This window comes from Haliea atlantica (genome assembly GCF_054779855.1).
In genome coordinates this window covers 26,038-43,567 of sequence record NZ_BAAGXL010000027.1, presented here as the reverse complement: position 1 = coordinate 43,567, position 17,530 = coordinate 26,038, and the positions used below count along the sequence as shown (strand labels likewise).

At 64.1% G+C, this 17,530-nt stretch carries 16 protein-coding genes; 5 read left to right on the top strand and 11 right to left on the bottom strand.

Going from position 1 to position 17,530, the window contains the following annotated elements:
- Window positions 1-42: 42 nt before the first annotated feature.
- The 3 genes from ACYVGS_RS16835 to ACYVGS_RS16825 all read left to right on the top strand — a co-directional run bounded on the left by ACYVGS_RS16835 (window position 43) and on the right by ACYVGS_RS16825 (window position 3,566).
- The gene (locus tag ACYVGS_RS16835; protein ID WP_460589853.1) at window positions 43-1,974 is read left to right on the top strand and encodes a flavin-containing monooxygenase; all 1,932 of its coding nucleotides are present in this window, start codon (window positions 43-45) and stop codon (window positions 1,972-1,974) included.
- Window positions 1,975-2,064: 90 nt separating this feature from the next.
- Window positions 2,065-2,715 carry a type IV toxin-antitoxin system AbiEi family antitoxin domain-containing protein gene (locus tag ACYVGS_RS16830; protein ID WP_460589852.1) on the top strand — a complete coding sequence of 217 codons (651 nt, stop codon included), beginning with the start codon at window positions 2,065-2,067 and terminating at the stop codon, window positions 2,713-2,715.
- On the top strand, window positions 2,712-3,566 hold the full coding sequence (locus ACYVGS_RS16825) for a nucleotidyl transferase AbiEii/AbiGii toxin family protein (RefSeq protein ID WP_460589851.1): 855 nt from the start codon (window positions 2,712-2,714) through the stop codon (window positions 3,564-3,566). Before ACYVGS_RS16830 ends, ACYVGS_RS16825 begins: the two co-directional genes overlap by 4 nt.
- A 51-nt stretch (window positions 3,567-3,617) precedes the next feature.
- On the opposite strand, the gene ACYVGS_RS16820 is transcribed toward ACYVGS_RS16825, so the two are convergent.
- Entirely contained in the window at window positions 3,618-4,643 is a 1,026-nt protein-coding gene (locus ACYVGS_RS16820) for an AraC family transcriptional regulator (protein WP_460589850.1), read from the bottom strand.
- Between the two features lie 194 nt (window positions 4,644-4,837).
- Between ACYVGS_RS16820 and ACYVGS_RS16815 the strand changes: the two genes are divergently transcribed.
- Complete coding sequence (locus ACYVGS_RS16815) at window positions 4,838-6,361, top strand: flavin-containing monooxygenase (protein ID WP_460589849.1); 1,524 nt, start codon at window positions 4,838-4,840, stop codon at window positions 6,359-6,361.
- Between the two features lie 44 nt (window positions 6,362-6,405).
- Here ACYVGS_RS16815 and ACYVGS_RS16810 read toward each other — a convergent pair whose 3' ends face one another.
- The 10 genes from ACYVGS_RS16810 to ACYVGS_RS16765 all read right to left on the bottom strand — a co-directional run bounded on the left by ACYVGS_RS16810 (window position 6,406) and on the right by ACYVGS_RS16765 (window position 15,472).
- A complete protein-coding gene (locus ACYVGS_RS16810) occupies window positions 6,406-7,200 on the bottom strand; it encodes an SDR family NAD(P)-dependent oxidoreductase (RefSeq protein WP_460589848.1) in 795 nt (264 codons plus the stop codon).
- A gap of 88 nt (window positions 7,201-7,288) precedes the next feature.
- A complete protein-coding gene (locus tag ACYVGS_RS16805; protein WP_460589847.1) occupies window positions 7,289-7,939 on the bottom strand; it encodes a nitroreductase family protein in 651 nt (216 codons plus the stop codon).
- Between the two features lie 34 nt (window positions 7,940-7,973).
- On the bottom strand, window positions 7,974-8,408 hold the full coding sequence (locus tag ACYVGS_RS16800) for a lipocalin-like domain-containing protein (RefSeq protein WP_460589846.1): 435 nt from the start codon (window positions 8,406-8,408) through the stop codon (window positions 7,974-7,976).
- Complete coding sequence (locus ACYVGS_RS16795) at window positions 8,401-9,447, bottom strand: zinc-dependent alcohol dehydrogenase family protein (protein WP_460589845.1); 1,047 nt, start codon at window positions 9,445-9,447, stop codon at window positions 8,401-8,403. Before ACYVGS_RS16795 ends, ACYVGS_RS16800 begins: the two co-directional genes overlap by 8 nt.
- A gap of 91 nt (window positions 9,448-9,538) precedes the next feature.
- Window positions 9,539-9,895 (bottom strand): EthD domain-containing protein, encoded by a 357-nt coding sequence (locus ACYVGS_RS16790; protein ID WP_460589844.1) that lies wholly within the window; start codon window positions 9,893-9,895, stop codon window positions 9,539-9,541.
- A gap of 73 nt (window positions 9,896-9,968) precedes the next feature.
- Entirely contained in the window at window positions 9,969-11,198 is a 1,230-nt protein-coding gene (locus ACYVGS_RS16785) for an amidohydrolase family protein (protein WP_460589843.1), read from the bottom strand.
- A 28-nt stretch (window positions 11,199-11,226) separates the two neighbouring features.
- Window positions 11,227-12,393, bottom strand: coding sequence for an amidohydrolase family protein (locus ACYVGS_RS16780; RefSeq protein ID WP_460589842.1), 1,167 nt, complete (start codon window positions 12,391-12,393; stop codon window positions 11,227-11,229).
- Window positions 12,394-12,636: 243 nt separating this feature from the next.
- A complete protein-coding gene (locus tag ACYVGS_RS16775; protein WP_460589841.1) occupies window positions 12,637-13,281 on the bottom strand; it encodes a DUF5666 domain-containing protein in 645 nt (214 codons plus the stop codon).
- Between the two features lie 97 nt (window positions 13,282-13,378).
- Window positions 13,379-14,578, bottom strand: coding sequence for a serine hydrolase domain-containing protein (locus ACYVGS_RS16770; protein ID WP_460589840.1), 1,200 nt, complete (start codon window positions 14,576-14,578; stop codon window positions 13,379-13,381).
- Between the two features lie 9 nt (window positions 14,579-14,587).
- Window positions 14,588-15,472: a crotonase/enoyl-CoA hydratase family protein gene (locus tag ACYVGS_RS16765; RefSeq protein ID WP_460589839.1), complete on the bottom strand. Its 885-nt coding sequence runs from the start codon at window positions 15,470-15,472 to the stop codon at window positions 14,588-14,590.
- Window positions 15,473-15,671: 199 nt separating this feature from the next.
- Between ACYVGS_RS16765 and ACYVGS_RS16760 the strand changes: the two genes are divergently transcribed.
- The gene (locus ACYVGS_RS16760) at window positions 15,672-17,465 is read left to right on the top strand and encodes an acyl-CoA synthetase family protein (protein WP_460589838.1); all 1,794 of its coding nucleotides are present in this window, start codon (window positions 15,672-15,674) and stop codon (window positions 17,463-17,465) included.
- Window positions 17,466-17,530 lie beyond the last annotated feature (65 nt).

Sequence of the window (17,530 nt, the reverse complement as noted above, 5' to 3'; positions counted from 1 at the left end):
ACTAATATAAATGCAAATTCATTCTTCGTGAGAGGCGCCGTGATGACTCAGCGCATGCAGGAACCCGGGCGGGTGCAAGGCCTGCCAATTACCGACCACCAGGGCCTTCAGCAGGCCCTGCAGGAGGCCAATCTGCCTTCGCTCCTGATGGTCTACGTGCAGCTTAGCGGTGACGAGGCCATGCTGGATGCGTTTGCGTCCCATCTGCAGTCCATCTACACCACGGAGGTGAGCGAAGTGCCCGAGGACCTGGCCACGGACCTGCGCCAGCGCCTGTTCGCCCTGCTCACGGCGGAGGAGCCGATCAACGAGCCGCCCCTGAGTACCGACTTTGTGCGGCACATGATGAGTGTCAGTGTGGGGGAGGCCGTGGACCCGGAGCTGGTGCCCGTGCTCTATGACCAGATGGGCTTCGAGCGACCGGTGCCTCGCAAGGAGCAGCCCGGGCGCCCGCAGCCGCCGGCGGACTTCCGGGTGCTGGTGATCGGCGGTGGCATGAGCGGGATCGCTGCGGGGGTGAAGCTGGGTGAGGCTGGCTACAATTATGTGATCGCGGAAAAGAACAGCGAGCTCGGCGGAACCTGGTGGGAGAACCGTTACCCCGGTGTCGGCCTCGATACCCCGAGCCACTTCTATGCCTATTCCTTCGCACAGAGCCCGGACTGGAGTCACTATCACCCCAAGGGTCCCGAGATCGAGCGCTATCTGCTGAACGTGGCAGACCAGTACGGCGTGCGCGAGCGAGTGCAATTCAATACCCGGGTGACGGCGCTGCGCTGGGACGAGCACGCCAGCCTGTGGCGCGTCAGCCTGGAGAGCCAGGGCGAGGTGAGCGAGGAAAGTTTCCAGGCGGTGATCAACGGTCACGGCATTCTCAACCGCTGGCGCATGCCGGATATCCCCGGGCTGAAGGATTTCCAGGGCGTCGCCATGCACACGGCTGGCTGGGACCCGGAAGTGGACCTCAAGGGCAAGCGTGTGGCCATTATCGGCACCGGTGCCAGTGGCGCGCAGCTGGCGGTGGCGATAGCGCCCGAGGCCTCTCAGCTGACGGTATTCCAGCGCTCCCGCCACTGGGTGATGAACAACCCGGAGATTCACCTCGGGGTGACCGAGGGTGTGAAATTCGCACTGCGCCACATCCCTCACTACATGGAGTGGTTCCGCTTCCGTGTGTACTGGTTTACCGGCGACGGTTTGTACGGCAATGTGCTGCGAGACCCGACGTGGGAGGACCAGAGCCTGTCGATTTCCGCCCAGAATGACGGTGCCCGCCAGTACGCGCAGGCCTACATGCAGCGGAAATTCGCCGATCGTCCGGATCTGCTGGAAAAGATGCAGCCCGACTACCCGATCTTTGGCAAGCGTATCGTGCTGGATGCGGACGGTGGCTGGCTGGATACCCTCAAGCAGCCCAATGTCAGCCTGGAAACGGCCGGTATTGAGCGCATTGTCGAAAACGGCATCATGACCCGGGATGGCCGGCTCATCGAAGTGGATGTGATTGCCCTGGCCACGGGCTTCGAGCTGGCGCCGGCCCTGGGCAGCATGCAGGTCTTTGGCCGCGGCGGGGTGGAAGCCGGCGCGGTGTGGGGGCGGGACGAGGCGCGCTCCTACCTGGGTATCATGGTGCCCGGCTACCCGAACTTCTTCATGACCCAGGGCCCCAACAGTGCGCCCAACCACGCCGCCGGGGTCAATATGGTGATCGAGTCCCAGGTCAACTACATCATCGAGGCCCTTGATCTGCTGGTGGCGCGGGGTGCAAAAGCACTGGAGCCGACGGAGGCCGCCTACCGGGAGTGGAACGAACGGGTGGATAGCCAGATGCAGAACATGGTGTGGCTGCACCCGAAGGCCAGCAGCTATTACCTCAACAGCAAGGGCCGCAACTGGGTCTCCTGCCCCTTCCGGCTGGCGGATTACTGGTCGATGGTGCGGGAGCCGGACCCGGAGGCGCTTGTGCTGAAGTAAGTGCCCGCCTATCCGCACGGCAATCGGTCTTCGGGATCCGAAGCACAGTTTTTGCTGGAAACTTTCAAAATCTGAAAGTATCTTGCATTTATGGAAACGTTAACCCGCATCATCAGCAGCGCTGGCTTGCGTGGCAGGGTGCTCAACGAGCACCAGCTGGCCCGTTTGGTGGAGGGTACGCCGCAGCGACGCTATAACCTGGTCAACCGAGCCCTGCGTAGCGGGGAACTGGTGCGCCTGAGACGGGGGCTGTACCTCGTCGCAGCTGATGTCTCGGGTTCCTGGCCACACCCCTTCGTGGTCGCCGAGAGCCTTTCGCCCGGTGCCTATATCTCGCTGTTCAGCGCCCTTTCTTACCATGGCTGGGTTCCCGAGTCCGTGCCGGTCACCCAATGCATCACCCCGCATGCGCGCCGCAGCGAGGTTTCCAGCGCGGAAATGGGGGAGTTCCGCTTCTATCCCCTGGCGATCAGGCACGGCTATTTTCTCGAGGGGGTAGAGCGCCTGATGCTTTCGGGCTCTCCGGCACTGGTGGCTAGCCCCCTGAGGGCCTTGCTGGACGACTTCTGTCTGCGCAAGCGAGAGTGGACGAATATCGTCCAGCTGACTGAAGATCTGCGTATCGGGGAGGACGTGGTGCGGTCGATCGACAGGCGTGAGCTGGAACGCCTGCGGCCGGTCTACAAACATCGCCGCATGCAGCGGGTCATCGACGGACTGAGCGGGGAGATCGGCGAATGATTGCACTATTACAGCAACGCCTGGCTTCCTACCGCTGTACTGACGCCCGCGGTGAGGAGCAGGCGCTCAAGGAGATTCTTCAGGAGCTGGTGCTCTATGGGCTTTGGCGAGCGGACTTTTTCAGCATTGCTGCCTTCCAGGGCGGCACAAGTCTTCGCATTCTCCATGATCTGCCACGTTTTTCGGAAGACCTGGATTTCATACTGAAGGTTCCGGACCCCGACTTTGCATGGCCGACATATTTTGGCGCGCTCGAGGAGGTGCTGGCGGAGTTCGGCGTCGAGGCAGAGCTGCTCGACCGCGGCAGGGCAGACCGTGCAGTGCGTCAGGCCATGCTCAAGAACAACTCTATTGGGCATCAACTGAATCTTGGCTTTGTCGATGCCCGCGATGGGCGAAAGCTCAAGGTCAAGTTGGAAATCGACAGCAACCCGCCGCCGGGTTCAGACTTTTACTACCGCTATCTGGATTTCCCCCTGGACTTTGAAATCTGCTGCCAGGATCTGTCCAGCAACTTCGCCCTGAAAATTCATGCATTGCTGTGCGGGCCCTATGTGAAAGGGCGCGACTGGTTTGACCTGGCCTGGTACGTGCGCCAATCGGTGCGCCCGAACCTGCCACTGCTCTCCGCGGCCCTGCAGCAATACGGGCCCTGGCAGGGCCAGGGGGAAGAGGTTGGTGCCGCCTGGCTGGAGGTCGCGCTGAAGGAGGTGGTAGACCGGATAGACTGGCGTCAGGCGGCGTACGATGTCGAGCCGTTTCTTTCACAGCCGGAGCAGCGCAGCCTGTCCCTGTGGAGCGCCCGATTTTTCCACGACAAGGTGGAGCGTCTTTGTCAGGCAGGGGAATAATCCGGCTTGGGGGCGCAGGCACAGCCCAGACCGTTTTGTACTCCTGGCTGATCAGGCACCAGCGCCAGCCGACAGCGACTGGCGGTAGGCGCGGGGGGATATCCCCCCGCTCCAGCGCTTGAAGGCGGTGGTGAAGTTGCCGGCTTCCGAATACCCGAGCATAGTGGCAACTTCGGTGATGGAGAGCTTGCGGTTGCGCAACTGCTCCCGGGCCTGCTGGAAGCGGACATCCTGTTGCAGCTCGGTGAAGCTGGTCCCGGTCTCCTCGAGACGCCGGCGCAGCGTGCGCGCCGAGGTGCCCAGTTGCCGGGCGATGGATTCAATGTCCTGCAGGTAGCCAGGTCGCTGGAACAGTTCGTCGCGTACCCGTCCGGCAATATCCCGGTTGTCGGCCAGCTCCGAGAGCTGCCTTTCGCACTCCCGGACACAGAGCTCGAAGGCGGCGGCATTGCGGTAGGGGTTGGGGCGGTCGAGCTGTTGCGCGGAAAAGGTGACACTGTTGCTGGGAGCACTGAACTCGACCGGGCAGCGAAAGAAGTCTTCGTAGGCCCGCGCGTGACCGCCGTCGCCGTGTTCGAAGGTCACTTTCAGCGCCGTGTGCAAATCATCCATGGCAGTGCCGCGTGCGCCGATGGCGGAAGAGGCCAGGTCGCGATCGGCGAAATAGGTCTTGAGTACAGGGTCGAGATTGAGGCCGGTCGCGGTGAACTGGAGTATGCCCATGCCGTCCCTTTCCATGAAGTGCAGGGCCTGGAGGGTGTAGGTCAGCCGGTCAAAGCGGTCGGCGAGCCGCAGGCTGGTTCGAATATCCGGGGCGGCCATCATGGCGTAGCCAAACATGCCGTAGGCCTGGAGCGGAAACAGGGCTGACATCTTCAGGCCGAGTAGCGGATCGTCCATGATTTCTATCAGGCGTCGGTAGAATTGCAATTGCCGGTGCATGCTGAAGGCCGCATTTTCCCGGCCAAAGTCGAGGGGGAACTCCCGCCACAGGCTATCGGGAATGGGCATGCCCAGGGTGGGCATCAGTTCGCGGGCGATCCGGATGCCGTTGATGTGGTGGTCGGTCGCGTACATGGCCCCTTATGCCCAGTAGATGCAGGAAAATACCGATCAGATTCGGGATAGTATGCGGATGATGGCCGATATTCAAAAGTTGTTGTCCTCTCGCCACATGGCAAAATGCGCAGCAGTGAGTAGAGTTCCCGGTATCCCGCACTGGAGCGCCCCGCCTGCCCGTGCAAGATAAGAACTGTCTGGGAGAACATGCCATGAACATGAGTGTTTCAGGGAAGGACCTTCAGCCCACGGGGGCCTGGACGACGGAGGGTCGCCAGCCCCGCATTGCCATTATCGGCGCGGGCTTTTCCGGCATCGGTGCCCTGATCAAATTGCGCCAGCAGGGCTACACGGACCTGACCTGTTTCGAGAAGGCCGGGGAAATTGGCGGCACCTGGCGTGACAATCACTACCCCGGCCTGTCCTGCGATGTGCCCTCCCACTTTTACTCCTACTCCTTTGCGCTGAACCCGGACTGGAAGCACCGCTTCTCCTACGGCCCGGAGATCCTGGCCTACATGAACCAGGTGGCCGACAAGTACGGCGCGAAGCGGGATATTCGCTTCAACTGCGGAGTCAGCGATCTGACCTACCTGGGGCCGCAGTGGCAGCTGACCACGGAGCAGGGTGACGTGGAGCGCTTTGACCTGGTAATTGCGGCGACCGGGGTCCTGGTCAATCCGGCCTATCCGGATATCCCGGGGTTGGACAGCTTCGCCGGGGAGCAATGGCACTCGGCGCGCTGGCGTGACGACGTCCCCCTGAAGGGCAAGCGGGTCGGCATTATCGGTACGGGCTCAACCGCCTGCCAGATTGTCGGGGCGATTGCCGGAGACGTGGGGCACCTGGATGTCTTCCAGCGTACACCACACTGGATCACGTCGATGCCCCAGAAGCAATATTCCGCCACCTGGCGATTCCTGTTGCGCAGGGTGCCGGGCCTGCAATTGGCGATTCGCAACTTCATGCGCTGGCTGATGGAGCACACCTTTGCCCGGGCCACCCTGGGCGATGAAAAGCAGCAGAAACGGGTGCAGGATGCCTGCCTGGCCTTCCTGAAGGAGCAAATTCCCGACCCCGAACTGCGCGCGCGGGTAACCCCCGACTACAAGGCCACCTGCAAGCGCATGATCATGTGCTCCGACTACTATCCCGCGCTGCAGCAGGACAATGTCGAGCTGGTCACCGAGCGCATCGATGCAGTCGTCCCGGGGGGCGTGAAGACAGGCGATGGCAAAGTGCATGAGCTGGATATTCTGCTGCTGGCGACTGGCTTCCACGTGTCGGATTTCATTCTGCCGACCCGGGTCACTGGTGAGAATGGCCTGGAATTATCCGCGTTCTGGCGGGAGGCGCCCCGTGCCCATCGCGCACTGACCTTCCCGGGTTTTCCGAACTTCTTCATGCTGGAAGGCCCAACCGGCGTATTTGGCAATACCTCGCTGATCGACATTTCTGAGCATCAGATTGACTGTGTCATCGCGATCCTGGACAAGATGAAGCGCGACCAGGTGGCTGTGGTCGCGCCGAAGCAGGAAGCCTACGAGGCTTACAACCAAGCAATGTCCCGGGATATCGGCAAGTCGACCTGGGCGACCGGCGGCTGCGACAGCTGGTACCTGGATGCAACGGGGACGCCGAATATCTATCCCTGGCTGCCGCAGCAGTACCGCGAAGACATGCTCAATCCGGATTTCAGCGAGTACCGCTTCGAGCCGTTGAAGGTAGCGGTGTAACGGCGGAGCGGGGCCGGGTTGCTGTCGGCCCCCGCGCATGTGCTTTACTCCGGAAGGTCGGGTACCCAGGCGACGCCGTTGATGTGGCCGCCGCCATCGACATACAGGGTATTGCCGGTCATGTAGCGGGCGTCCTCGCTGGCCAGGAACGCCGCTACACCGGCAATATCCCGTTCCGGGTCGCCCATCCGCCCCATCGGATTGGCGGCTTCCATGGCCGCAGCGAGTTCCGGCTGGGCTTCCCGGAAGCGACTGAAAGCCGAGGACACGGCGGCCGGGCAGATGACGTTGCAGCAGATGCCGTAGGGGGCCCACTCCCGCGCCGCGGAGCGGGTGAGGGTGCGCAGTGCCTCCTTGCTGATGTTGTAGCTGGCGGTGCCCATGTGGGCGTTGACGCCGTTCAGCGAGCAGATATTGATGACACGGCCCCAGCCGCGCTCGCGCATGTGCGGGTAGGCGGCGAGCATGGACCACTTGCCGGCCCAGAAATTCATCCGCAGATTTTGCTCGAAGTCCTCGTCGGCTTTCTGCTCCAGGCGTTCCGGGGGCTGGCCGCGATAGGCGTTGTTGATCAGGATATCGACGCTGCCCCAGGTGGCCACGCAGTGGGCGACCATGCCCTCGACGTCCTCCCGCCGGGTGACGTCGACGTGGCGGTACTCGGCCTGGCCACCGGCATCGCGGATCGCTCCCGCCACCGCCTGGCCTTTCTCGTCGTCGATATCGGTGACCAGTACCGCCGCGCCCTCTCTGGCCAGGCGCTCGGCCATGGCGCGGCCGATGCCATCACTGGCGCCGGTGACGATGGCGCTGCGCCCTGTCAGTTTCTTCTCTCCCATGACCCTTCCTCGGTTCGGTGTGATTATCGTCTGTGGATGACCTGTGTCGCGGGCGCTGCCCTGATCTCGCTCACCGCGCGCGACTGTGTCAGTCAGTGTGAAAGCCGTTCCAGTGGAGCACTTGCTCAACCGGTCGCCGCCAGGCGGGCCTGAAATCGGTGCCCAGGGTGTAGGCAACCGGAAACAGACCGGCCTGGGTGTGGTCCTCGGGGATGCCCAGCAGCGCGGCCATCTCGGCTTCCCGGTTCAGGTGGCCGGTGGTCCAGGCACTGCCCAGGCCCCGCGCGCGCAGGGCCAGCATGAAGCTCCAGGCGGCCTGGAGGATGGAGCCCCAGAAGCTGGCCTGGGCAAACACATCCAGGCCTTCGGGGCGCCCGCGAATGACCGGTACCACCAGCGCCGGTACCTCGGCCATGTGGTCGCGCAGGTACTGCACGGAGTCGCCAACCCTCTCGAAACCGGGCACGGCGGCCCCGACATACTTGTCCCCCACGGCACTGCCCAGGGAGCGCACATAGTCCTCCAGTGCGGCATCGTAGATACCTGCCATCCGGGCAATGGTCTTGCGATCATCCACCGCGATGAAGGACCAGCGGTTCAGGTTCGAGCCATTGGGCGCCTGCAGCGCCAGCTCCACGCACTCGGTGATGATCTCCCGGGGAACCGGGCGGCTGAAATCCAGGCGCTTGCGCACGCTGCGGGTGGTGGACAGGACTTGGTCCGGTGTCAGGTTCAGCATGGTGCCGCCTCGCGTAGGGTAGCCTCGCTGTGGATCATTCGGTCTCGCGCTCCCAGATCAGCACCGCCCGGGTGCCGTGCTCGTTGACGGCAGTGGCGGATAGCGTGAGCCGCGTGCCCTCCAGCGCGTAGCGCCGGGGGAATTCACTGCCCGCCCAGGCCAGCACCGAGGCACCTTCCAGGTGGTGGGTGACCAGTTGCTGTGCACTGTCCACGCTGTAGCGGCCGAAATAACTGGAGTAGCAGGCGTAGGAGAGCGCCAGGTCCGGGCTGACCCCCGGCGGCAGTTGCTCCGCAGCTGGCGGCTGGGTACCGGGCTGTGACAGGTGCACCGACATGTGGCCGCCGGGACTGTAGACCAGCAGGCCGGCGGGCTGCTCGCCCATGGGATGAATCACGCTGCCGTCGGGCTGTTCCAGCTGGTAGGCCTTCAACAGCCAGCAGCCCACTAATCGCTGTGTATCAGTCATGTCGAATTACCACCTTGCCAATGTGCCCGCGCCCGGCGAAATAGCGGTAGGCCTCGGGTGCTTCGTCGAAAGGGAAGACCCGGTCGATATGCGGGCGCAGCTGGTGCAGGCTCACTGCCTGCAGCATGTTTTCGAGATCCGCCAGGCTACCCATGGAGTTGGCGAACAGTGTCAGGGCCTTGTGGATGATCGGGATCATGTGCAGATAGTCCACGCTGCCCATACCTCCCACAATGCCGATCAGGGCCAGCCTGCCGCCGGGGCGCACGGCCTTGATGGATTCCGGCAGGGTGCCGGGGCCACCGAGCTCCACCGCCAGGTCGACGCCGCGGCCGCCGGTCAGTTCGACGACGCTGTCACCCCACGCGGAATTTTCCCGGTAATTGATTACCGCGTCGGCACCCCGCTCGCGCAGAAACTCGGCCTTTTCCGCCGTCGAGGTCAGGGCAATGGCCCGGCAGCCCGCCAGTTTGGCGAACTGCAGCAGAAACAGGGCGACACCGCCGGTGCCCTGGACCAGCACGCTCTCCCCCGGGGCGCAGACCCGCCGGTGGGGTGGCCCGCCCATGATGCTGTTCCAGGCGGTCAAGCCGGCGCAGGGCAGGGCGGCGGCCTCCTCGTCGCTCAGGTGCTCCGGTGTCGCCGCCAGCCCGGTCTCGGGCACCAGCGCATAATCCCGCAGGGTGCCGTCGATCATGCCACCCAGCACCGCACCGTAGTTCGGCGGGCGCAGCTCGCCGGCCAGCCAGTTCTGGTGGGGATTGGCGATGACGCGATCACCCGCCTGCCAGCGCTGGACGCCCGGGCCCACCGCCGCGACTTCGCCGGCACCATCCAGCAGGGGTATCAGGCCTTCGGCATGGGGCATGTGCCCGGCGAGAAAACTGAGATCGGCATAGTTGAGTGCGCTGGCGCGCAGGCGCACCAGCACCTGGCCGGGACCGGGTTCGGGGGTGTCGGATTCGCGTTGCGCCAGCCCGAGGGCGGCGCCGGGAATATCCAGGGTGGGCGCCTGGGCGGAAAGATGGTAACTGTGCACGGAAACGGGATCCTTTTGATTATGGCAATTCCATGGCGCTGCCGCTGCCCTGAGGTCTGCACGATCAGGGAGCCGTCCAACACGCATGATGTCAGTCGAAGCTGGACAGGCGCTCGTCCACCACGAACATGCGGGTGCAGCTGCGGTCCAGGAAGTTCTCCTCGTCCTCGGCGATGGCCTGTGCCACCTCGGGGCGGGCGTGCAGGGCCATCGCCGCATCATAGGCGGCGCGATCCGGGAACCATATTTCGGTGATCACATCGAAATCGCGCGCCGCGGCACCGGCATTGATAAATGCGCCTTCGGGCTCGACGAAATTGCGCCGGTAGCCACAGATCTGGGGCAGCAGGCTGCGGATCAGCGGAACGTGGTGGTTCTCGTAGTAGTCGATAAAAGCCTCGCGCGAGAGGCCGGGCTTGCATTTAAGAAGCGCAATGGTCTTGAACAAGGTTGATGAACTCCTCGTCTTATTGTCATGGCGATGCGCCCGCCGCCGCTTGCGCCGGGCGAGCGCTCCGTGATCACTGCGGCACGGTCAGGGGCTGACCCATGTCCGCAAAGATCTTCGCCATGGTACCACCGGCGAAGGCCCGGCGCTGCCGGTCGGACAGTCCTGCGAGCAGGGCCCCGTAGTGTTCCGCCGGGTCGGTGAAGCCCTCGAAATGGGGGAAGTCGCTGGAGAAGACCAGCATCTCCTCGGGCAGATCTTCCATGATGCGCAGCAAGGGGCGGTCGTTGCCGCCATCCAGAGGCGTGGCCTTGACGTTGCGCGCCAGGTATTCGCTGGGTTTGAGCTTCAGTGTTGATTTGCCCAGGAAGAGTTCTGCCACCGGCGACACGCGGTCGTCGATTTCCCGGTACATGAAGGGCAGCCAGCCCGTGCCGACTTCCGCAAGGAGTACTGTGAGGGTGGGGAAACGCTCGAAAAGGCCGCTGTAGATCATGCCGTTGAGGAGGGTGGTGGGGGCCACGTGGCGGTGGGCGCCCCCGAGCATGCGCAGCAGGGTGGTGTCCCCCCCGGTATTGGCCCAGCCGGGATCGAAGCGCATGTGTTCGAAGCCCGTGTGCATCATCGGCACCATGCCGTTGTTGACGGCGGTATCCCAGATCACGTCCCAGTCCGGATGCATGGGTGGCACGCCGTTCACCGGATAGGCGGGGATCAGGAAGATCCGGCAGCCGCGCTGGCGCATGCGCTTGAGCTCAGCAGCGGCCCAGTGGAGGTCGGTGTAGTCGACCGCCGCCACCGGCAGCATGCGCTCGCCACCTTCGTCGCAGGTATCCGCCAGCCAGTTGTTGGCGGTGGCGGTAACCTCCTGGCGCAGGCCGACATCGTCGATGGCGCTGCAGTAGGAAATGCCCGACAGACAGATGATGTTCTGCACGTCGATACCCTGGGCATCCATCCACTGCAGCCGGGCCTGGGCGTTGGCGGTCTGCATCTGGTTGCGCCCCTCGAAGGCCTTGCGCCGCTCCGCCTCTTCGGCCTTTTCCTTGCCAAAGAGAATCGCGGCGCCCGGGGGAACCAGATCTTCCATCGGCGGGCGCTTGTCCTCTGGTACATCGTGCAGAAGATCGCCGCAGATGCTGTCGACGGCCAGCTTGCCGGGATTCACCACCGGCAGGCGCGCCTTGAGGTCGGGGTAGGGTGCCAGCCAGTCGTCGCCGGGTTCGAAATGGGCGTCGACATCGATGACCGGTGCGCCGTTCAGATTCAGGGCGCTTTTCAGTCTTCCCGTTTCGTTTGTCATGGTGCTGCCTCGCAGTGTGTTATCAGGTTCAGATGTGCATGATTTCGGCGGCGGCCGCGCCGAAGAACAGTTCCCGGGTGCGCGGGTCCACACCCTCCAGCTGCGAGTCGTAAAGTGCCACGGCTTCCTGGTGCCCCTCGATATGCGGAAAGTCGGAGGAGAACACCACCAGCCCCGGGGGTATCCGCTCGATGGTGGGCCGCAGACGATCCTGCTGATGGACCACCGAGACCCGGACCTGGCGCTGCATGTACTCGCTGGGCTTGAGGGGCAGATCGTAGGGCGCCATCGTGAGCATCTGCGGGCGTTCGTTGTCGGCAGCGGCATCGATGCTTTCGAGGAAGTGAGGCAGCCAGTCGATACCCAGCTCGGACACCAGGATTCCCAGTTTCGGGTAGCGCTCCAGCACGCCGCCGAAGATCATGGCGCCCAGGGCCATCTGCGGAATCATTTCCCGGGCCAGGGAGGCCTGGCGGTAGAAGGCGGCCATGTCGCCACCATTTACCGCCCAACCGGGATGCATGGCGGCGCGGGCGCCGCCGACGTGAAACATGATGCTGACCTGCAGTGCCTCGGCCTCGGCCCAGAAGCGTTCAAAGTCGGGATGATTGAGGGCCTTGCCACCGTGGGGGTCGGCCTTGACGAAGGCCACCCGGGAGCCCTGTTTGCGCAGTTCGCGCAACTGGCGCAGGCTCCAGTCGACATCCGACAGGTCCACCACCACGGCGGGAATCAGCCGCTCGGTGTGTCCGGCCAGGCGCTCGGCCGCCCAACGGTTGTAGGTGTCCAGAGTGTCCAGTGCCAGCTCCGGGGCATTGCGCACGGCATTGCGGTAGGGGTGGTAACCCAGGGTGGGCAGGATCACCTGCTTCTCGATCTCGCGCGCGTCCATCCAGGCCAGGCGGGCCACAGGCTCGCTGGCCGCAGGCAGGAAGGCGCCGGCTTCCACCGCCACCGGTGGCGGCTCGCCGCCATTGATGAATCGATCGTAGCTCTCGCGCACGAACTCCGGCACCAGGCTCATCGGGTCCGGACGCATGGCGGGCGGGATGGAGGAGAACAGGTCGCCCACCACCACATCGAGAAACTTTTCCTCCACCGACATTTTCGGCAGCTTTGCTGCGAGCGTCGGATTGGCCTGCTCGAACCAGTCGGCGGGTTCCTGGAAATGGCTGTCCACGTCGAGGATGCGCATGCTTTTTCTCCTGGTGCCAGGAGCACCTGTCTATTATTGGTTTATGTGTAAGTTAAATAAAACAGGGGGGCTTGTAAACCGCGCAATGCAGGCAGGGGAGAAGGGCATCGCGGTGCCATCCTGACAGCGGGCGGGCATCCGCGCACGGAAAAGCCCAGTGAGGTATACCCACCGGGCTGTGCTCAGTCGGGCTACGGTCAGTTGGGCTGCGCTCAGCCGGGCTGCTGTATCAGCCCGAGGCCTTTAGTCACTGGACGCGTTGTAGAGCGTGGTCACAGTGTCGGCAGCAAAGACGCGGCCCTCGAAGAGCTCGACGTCGACCTGTCCGGACACCGACACGATGTCACCCACTGCCAGTTGCTGATAGCCCTGGTCATCCAGGGGGTTGTAGGGCATCTCGTCCACATGCACGGTCAGCTCCGCGGTGCCCTTGTCCAGGGTAAAGGTCATCGCCTCGGGGTCGACGCTGGCCACACGCCCCTGCAGCGTCGCGGCGGAAATCACCACCGGATCGATATCCGTCAGGATATCCTCCTCGTCGAAACTGCTGGCATAGAAGGTGGTTCCGATGGCCTCGACATGGACGCTGGCCGCCTCGATCGTGGTGGTCTCGTAGAAATCGTCGTCGATAAAGCCGGATACGGTGACACGGTCGCCGGCCACCAGCTTGTAGGCGTCGGCATCGCGATCGCCGTCATCCATTTCCACGACCACATTGCCTTGGCCGTAGTCCAGGGTGAAGGCATTAGGCGTGACGCTGACGACGGTCCCGTCCAGGCGGATCCAGGTGTCATCCGGCTGGGTATAAGGGCTTTCGGCCAGTGCCGAGGGAGCGAGAAGGGCGGCAGTAATGGACGCTGTCAGCGCAAATTGTCTGGAACGCTGCATGGAATCCTCCTGTCATTCTTGCGAGTGTCAGGCGATTACATCTGGTGGGATGGCCGACACCGGGAAAAGTTCCCGGCGTCGACCCGTCCGCTGGCGCTCAGCCCTGGGCCAGGTCCCGGTAGGCTTCCGCCACCACCCGCGGGCGCATGTCGATATTGATATGCGGCGGCCAGTACTGCACCAGGAAGAGCAGAAAGAACTTCCGCGCGGGGTCGATCCAGCAGGCGGTGCCCGCGGCTCCTGGCCAGCCGAACACACCCTGCGGCGCCTCGCCGTCTCCGGTCTGAACAGACACCGCGGCGCCAAAACCCACATTGGGCCAGGTGTAGCCCAGGGGCAGTTCGATATGATCGACTCCCTCAGGCAGCAGGTTGGAGCGGGCCAGGCGGGCGGTCTCCGCCTGCAGCAGGCGCACGCCGTCGAATTCGCCATCGTTCATCAGCGCGGCGGCAAAGCGGGCGTAATCCCGCGCGGTGGAGACCAGGCCACCGCCGCCGGAGGGCAGGGCAGGTTTCGAGTAAACGCTGTCTTGCGGGTCATCCACGAGCTGCCAGCCCTGCTCCCCCTGTTCCGCCAGGGTGGTGAAGCGGTGCAGCTGGTCCTCGGGTACCTGGAAGCCGGTATCCGCCATGCCCAGGGGCTCGAAGATGCGCTCTTGCAGGAAAGTCTCGAAGGGCATGCCGGAAACGCGCTGGATGACCAGGCCCAGCAGGTCGATTGCCAGGCTGTACTCGAAGCGGGTGCCGGGGTCGGTGGCCAGGGGCAGGGGGGCCAGGCGCTCGGCAAACTCCTCCAGGGTCGCCGCCGGCGGTAGTTGCCCCTGGGTGGGGCCCCAGTTGCGGGTACCGGGTACCAGGCCGTGCTGCAGGTAGAGCTCGGCCATGTGATCGCCGGCATTGTGGTAACCAAAGCCGGCGGTGTGGGTCAGCAGGTGGCGAATGGTGATTGCGCGTTTTGCTGGGCGGGTCTGTGCCGGGTCGCGGTCAAGCATGACCTGCATGTCGGCAAAGGCGGGCAGGATCTCGGCGAGGGGCTGGTCCAGGCCCAGCTTGCCTTCCTCGATCAGCATCATTGCCGCGGTGCCGGTAATCGGCTTGGTCATGGAGAAGATACGGAAAATGCTGTCCGGCTGAACCGGCACCTCGCTGTCCCGGGCCAGGGTGCCGCTGCAGTGGTAGTGGATCTCGCCATCGCCCAGGGGCCAGGCGAGGGCGACCCCCGGGACCAGCTCGTCGTGGATGAATTGCTGGACCAGCTGTTCAGTCCCGGGCAGTGTTGAAGGGTGTGCAGGCATCATGCGCTCCTATTATTCCTCGGCCAGCCAATCGCCATAAAACGGGGGCATGGACGAAGCCCGGGCCGTGAAGGCCGGTTTGCGCTTCTCCAGGAAGGCCTGAACGCCCTCCTTGCCGTCGCCCACGCTGCTGTAGAACATGGACAGGGATTCGATGCGGTGCGCCTCCAGAGGTGACTCCAGGGCCGCGTTGCGGTAGAGCATCTGGCGGATCAGGGCCACGCTGACCGGTGAGCGATCGGTGATCAGGCTGCGGGCAAAGCTGCAGGCGGTCTCGAGCAGCGCTTCCGGGCTGGTGACCTCGCGCACCAGGCCCTTGTCGCGCGCTTCCGCGGCGTCGAAGATGTCGGCGCGATACAGCCACTCGAGGGCCTGCTCCATGCCGACAATGCGCGGCAGGAACCAGGTGGAGCAGGCTTCGGGGGTGATGCCGAGGCGACCGAATACAAAGCCCATGCGCGCCTTTTCCGAGGCGAAACGGAAATCCATCGGCAGGGTCATGGTGGCGCCGATGCCCACGGCGGCGCCGTTGATGGCCCCGACAATCGGCTTGCGGCAGGCGAGCATGGCCAGGGCCACCCGGCCGCCGGTGTCGCGCACCCCTGTCTCGATGGCGGTGTCATCCAGGCGCTCGCGCAGATCTCCCAGGCCTGGCTGCTGACTCTCGTCGAGCCCGAAAACATTGCCGCCAGTGGACAGGTCCATGCCGGCGCAGAAGGCCTTGCCGGCACCGGTGACCACAATCACCTGTACGCTGTCGTCCTCGCTGGCGCGGTTGTAGGCGTCCACCAGCTCGTTGGCCATCTCCACGGTGAAGGCGTTCATCTGCTCGGGACGGTTCAAGGTCAGCAACAGCAGGCCGTTGTCCACCTCATAGCGCAGGGTTTGATAGTTCATTATGGGCTCCTTGGATTGCTTCGGGGGACTGGTCTTCGCGGGTTGGCCGGTCCAGACTGTCGGCTCCCCCGCCGGCGTGGTCCGGCTCGCCGGGCATGATGCTTGAGGGGGCAATATAAATTACCTCTAATATAAATGTAACCGCGGGGCCGGTCGTATTTCCGCCTGGTATCGGCCCCCGCAAGCACAGGAGAATACCGTGACCGTCAGCCGCGAAGAAACCCAGCGTATTATCGACCGTCACCGCGCCGCCGCCGGCGGCATGATGATGCGGCGTGATTATCTCGTACCCGACTGCTTCGAGGAGCAGGCGGCGCGCCTGGGTGAGCGCAGGGCACTGGTCTACGAGGGGGAGGTGGTCACCTGGGCGCAGCTTGAGCAGCGCTCTGCCCACTACGCCCGTGTCGCCCTGGGGCTCGGCCTCGAAGCGGGGGATGTGGCGGCGGTAATGATCGAGAACCGTCCCGAGTTTTTCTACGCCTGGCTTGGCCTGGCGCGGATCGGCGTGATTGTTGGCCTGATCAACACCTCCGCGGTGGGCACTGCCCTGAGTCATGCCCTGCGGGTCACCGGCGCGGGCCTGCTGTTTATCGGCGATGAGTGCATGGCGCAACTGTGCAGTACCGATGACCTTCCCGCAGAGCTGTCGATCGTCCGCATTGCCGATGCGGCCACGCCGGACGCGGTCAGTCACCCCGCGGCCCGGGATCTGCAGCAGCTGCCTGCCGCCGCGGCGCCGGCGGACGGTTTCAAGGCACTGCGCGCCGGCATCGACAAAATGCGGCCGTGTTTCTATATCTTTACCTCGGGTACCACCGGCCTGCCCAAGGCGGCCCTGATCAGCCACGGCCGTTTTCTCTCGGTGGGCGCGGGCTGGATGAGTGTGGTCGAGCTGGGTCAGGAGGATGTCTTCTACTGCGCCCTGCCGCTGTTCCACGGCGCCGCGCTGATGTCGCTGTACAGCACCGCCCTGCAGTGTGGCGGCGCCGTGGTGGTGCGGCGACGTTTCAGTGTGTCGCGCTTCTGGCCGGACGTGCAGCAGTGGGGTGTGACGGTGTTCCAGTATGTGGGCGAAGTGGTGCGCTACTTGGTCAATGTGCCACCCGTGCCCGAGGAAAAAAACCACAGCCTGCGCATGATCATGGGCTCGGGAATCGGGATCGACGTCTGGCAGCGCTTCAAGCAGCGCTTTGGCGAGCATGTGCTGGTCATGGAGGGCTGGGGCGCCACGGAGTCCAACGCCAACATGACCAACTTCGACCAGAAGCCGGGGGCCTGTGGCCGCATTCCCTTCCCCGAGCAGAGCCATGTCCGCCTGCTGCGCTACGATCAGGGTGCCGACGAGCTGATGCGCGACGAGCAGGGGCATTACATCCTCTGCGGGCCGGGGGAAGTGGGGGAGCTGCACGGTCAGATCCGTCGCGGCAACGGCGAGTGGGTGGCGCCCTTCGAGGGCTACACCACCCAGGCGGATACCGAGGCCAAGATTCGCCGGGACGTGTTCGAGCCGGGGGATGCCTGGTGGCGCTCGGGGGATCTGTTCCGCTTCGACGAGGACGGCTACTTCTATTTTGTCGACCGCATCGGCGATACCTTCCGCTGGAAGGGCGAAAATGTTTCCACCACCGAAGTGGCCCAGCAGCTCTCGGTCTACCCGGATACGGAAACCACCAATATCTACGGCGTGAAGGTGCCGGGCCACGAGGGGCGGGCCTGCATGGCGGCCCTGGAGCTGAAGCCGGGCCACGACTTCGACCCGGATGCCTTTTACCGCTGCGCAACGGAGAACCTGCCGGCCTACGCCCAGCCACTGTTTGTGCGCATTCTGCCGCGCCCGGAGGTGACCGCCAATTTCAAGTTGCAGAAGGTGCGTCTGCGCAACGAGGGCTTTGACCCGACGGTGGTGGAAGATCCGCTCTACGGGCTGGATCGCGAGCGGGGGACCTACACGCGGCTGAATGATGATTTGCTGGCGCGCCTGACGAGCGCCTGAGGGGATAGCGCGGGCAGCGGTGAACCCGGGGCCCGCGTTGGGAAGCGGCGGCGGCCCCGGATCCG